The sequence below is a fragment of the Streptomyces sp. NTH33 genome (assembly GCF_003236365.1).
In the GTDB taxonomy this organism is placed as follows: domain Bacteria; phylum Actinomycetota; class Actinomycetes; order Streptomycetales; family Streptomycetaceae; genus Streptomyces.
In genome coordinates, this window is record NZ_POTZ01000653.1 from 1 (window position 1) to 2,947 (window position 2,947).

Annotated in this window: 2 protein-coding genes; both read right to left on the bottom strand. The window is 73.6% G+C overall.

All coding sequences use genetic code 11. The features are described 5' to 3' along the window. Window positions 1-201 precede the first annotated feature (201 nt). Window positions 202-1,617, bottom strand: a complete 1,416-nt coding sequence (locus tag C1I97_RS34450) for an FAD-dependent monooxygenase (RefSeq protein ID WP_181447043.1) — start codon at window positions 1,615-1,617, stop codon at window positions 202-204. Window positions 1,618-1,643: 26 nt separating this feature from the next. Next, the coding region (locus tag C1I97_RS34455; protein ID WP_258382881.1) for an MAB_1171c family putative transporter at window positions 1,644-2,947 on the bottom strand (1,304 nt) is incomplete at its 5' end.

Genomic DNA, 2,947 nt, shown 5'->3' on the forward strand with positions numbered 1-2,947 from the left:
ACCGTGAATCTTCAGTACCTTTCTCTTCTTACGACAATAAGCAAAAAGTGGTTTTTTTTTTTTCAAGCAGAAGACGGCATACGAGTTGAGCGCTAGTCTCGTGGGCTCGGAGATGGGTATAAGAGACAGGTCCTGGTGGTACGGGACGCGGGCCGGGGCCTGCCCCAACCGGCGTTCGCGGGCTGAGGCGGGCCCCGCTCCTCAGCTTCCCGTCCGGTCCAGCTCCTCCACGATCTTGCGTTCGGGCGCCGTCAGCGGAGGGCCGGAAAGCGGCGGCAGCAAAGGCCCGTTGAGGACGGCGAGCAGGGTGCCGGGGCGCAGCAGGCGCTCGGGGCCGGTGTGCATGCTGGTGACGTCCCAGAGGGCGGTCGCGGCGCGGTAGGAGCCGGTGGACGCCCTCGTCAGACGGCGGCTGTAGGACGTGACCAGCCGGTCGGCGAGGCCCGGCCGGGCGCCGCGGGTGTCCGGGTACCAGACGTCCTGGCCGACGGCCGCCGCCCAGGCCATGTCGACCGGGCGGGCGGCACCGCGCTGCACACGGCGGGCCAGACCGGGGCCGTCCGGGCCGCAGCGGCGCAGCTCCTCGTCCAGGAGCCGCGCGTGGAACGCGGCCACCGACATGCCCTGACCGTAGGCCGGGTTGTAGGTGGCGATCGCGTCGCCGAGGGCGACGAAGCCCTCCGGCCAGTGCGGCAGCTTCTCCAGGTAGCGGCGGACGTTGCTGGTGCTGCGGCTGACGTACACGTCGGTGAGGGGCTCGGCGCCGGAGACCAGCCGGCCCACGATCGGGGAGGGCAGGTCGAGGGCGTAGCGCAGGAACCCCTCGGGGTCCGACGGCGGCTCGCCGCCCCGCGAGCCGGCCAGGCTGACCATCCAGCGGTCGCCCTCGACCGGCAGCACCATGCCGCTGCGGCCCGGCCGGGACGCGTACGGGTCCGACTGCACCATGGTCAGCGGGAACTGCTCGGCCCCCGCGGGCGTACGGTACAGGCGCGTGGCGTTGACCAGGCCGGCGTCCACGGTCCGTTCCCGTACCCCGGTGATCCCGAGTTCCCGCAGCCAGGTGACGACCCGCGAGCCGCGCCCGCTCGCGTCGACCACGAAGTCCGCGGCCAGCTCCTCCTCCCCGGCGGCGGTCGCGACCCGCACCCCGCGTACGCGCCGCGCGTCGCCGGCCAGACCCACGGCCCGGACCTTGCGGATCCCGGCGCCGGTGTGGGCGAGGACGGTGGAGCGCACCGTGAAGTCCAGCAGCGCGCGCGTGCAGCTGAGCATTCTCGGCCCGTCGTGCCGCCAGCGGCGCAGCCAGCCCTCGGGGGTCAGAGCCACCATGCCGTGGCCCAGCGGTATCTCCCGGGCGCCCGCGGCCAGCAGCCGCTGCCGTATGCTCCCGCCCGGCACCAGCTCCTCCAGGGCGGCCAGGCCGCCGGCCATGAGCAGATGGGCGTGGCGCCCCTGCGGCAGCCCCCTGCGGTGCTCGGGCCCCTCGGGCAGGTCGTCGCGGTCGAGTACGACCACCTCGTCCACGGCGTCGGACAGCACCGCCGCGGCCAGCATGCCGGCCAGTCCGGCACCGATGGCGACGGCTCTGCGGTGGCTGCGGTGACCAGGGGTCATGGGGCTCCTCGGAGTCGGCCATGGGCTCAGCCATGGGAGGTCCTCAGCGTTCCTTCTCGTACGGCGGTCCCGGCGGGCGAGTGGACCAGCGCCTGCGCCAGTTCCACCAGCCCGCCGGTTCCGGACACCTCCGTGGCGTGGAGGCGGTAGCCGCTCGGCGCCGCGAGCGGCTCCTCGTGGGCGGCGGCGCGGCGCGCGGCGTCGGCGAGCATGGCCGCCTCCGCGGCGATCCGGGCCTCGTGCGCGGTGCGGCCCGCGCGCCGGGCGGCGGCCAGCGCGCGCTCGCGGACGCGGTCGTCGAAGTACGGGGCGAGGCCCAGCAGCGCGTCGTGGATGGACACCTCGCGCCACTGCAGGCGCGCCTGGGGCGGATGCCACCAGCAGCTCGGCGGCTTGGGCGCGGTGGACCCGAACCGGACCCGCGTCCACAGCGGGCCCAGCCGCCGGTAGTCCCGCAGGCTGCGCGCCTGCACCAGCACCGCCGGGAGCAGCCTGGGCAGCACGAAGCCGGCGGAGCACAGCAGCGCGCCGAGCGAGGCCATCGGCGGCGCGACCTTCGTGGACAGCACGTCCAGGTCGTGTCCCGTCCAACGCGCCACGACGGCCGTGTACTTGGTCAGCTGAAAGCCCACCACGTCCAGCAGCGACCCGGCCAGGATCAGCCGCAGCCCGGCCCGCAGCAGCCCGGTGACCTCACGGCTCCACTTGACGCACAGCACGCACATCACCAGCGTCGCCGCGCTGTGCCCGACCAGATAGAGCAGGATCATCTCGCGCAGGTACGGCGTGTTGGCGTAGTACGTGTCCAGGTCGGTGAGCCGCTCGGTACGGGCGTCGCCCAGCACGAACAGCCCGACGATCGCGGCGACCAGCGGCCCGTACACGGCGATGCTGCGCAACACCGTCCGCCGCACCCGCTCCGGAGGCCCGCCCCTCCAGTGGATCAGCAGGATCAGCAGCGAGCAGCTGTACGCGGACAGCATCCCGTACGTCAGCGGCGCCCCGAAGTTGGGAATCCCGGTGAGCCGGTTCACCGCCGCCAGCGTCAACGGCGCCGAACACACGAACACCAGCGAGCCGAGCACGATCGCCGCGCACGTGGACACGGTCAGCGGATCCCGCACGGCGGTACGCGGCCTGCGCAGCAGCACGGCGGCCGACATCCCGAAGATCCCGGCCGCCAGGTAGACGACGAGGCTCACCCCGACCACCCCCGGACGGCCGTCCGGCACCGGGCGGGTGCGGGACGGGCCGGGGGTGTTCCGGCCGGCGTGCGCTGCGGCGGACGTGCTGTCGGTGAACCGTTCATGCTGTACCCGTGGGGGTCGGG

Bases quoted from the DNA above. Each gene is read 5' to 3' on its own strand.
- C1I97_RS34450 (WP_181447043.1), bottom strand. From the start codon at position 1,617: ATGACCCCTGGTCACCGCAGCCACCGCAGAGCCGTCGCCATCGGTGCC.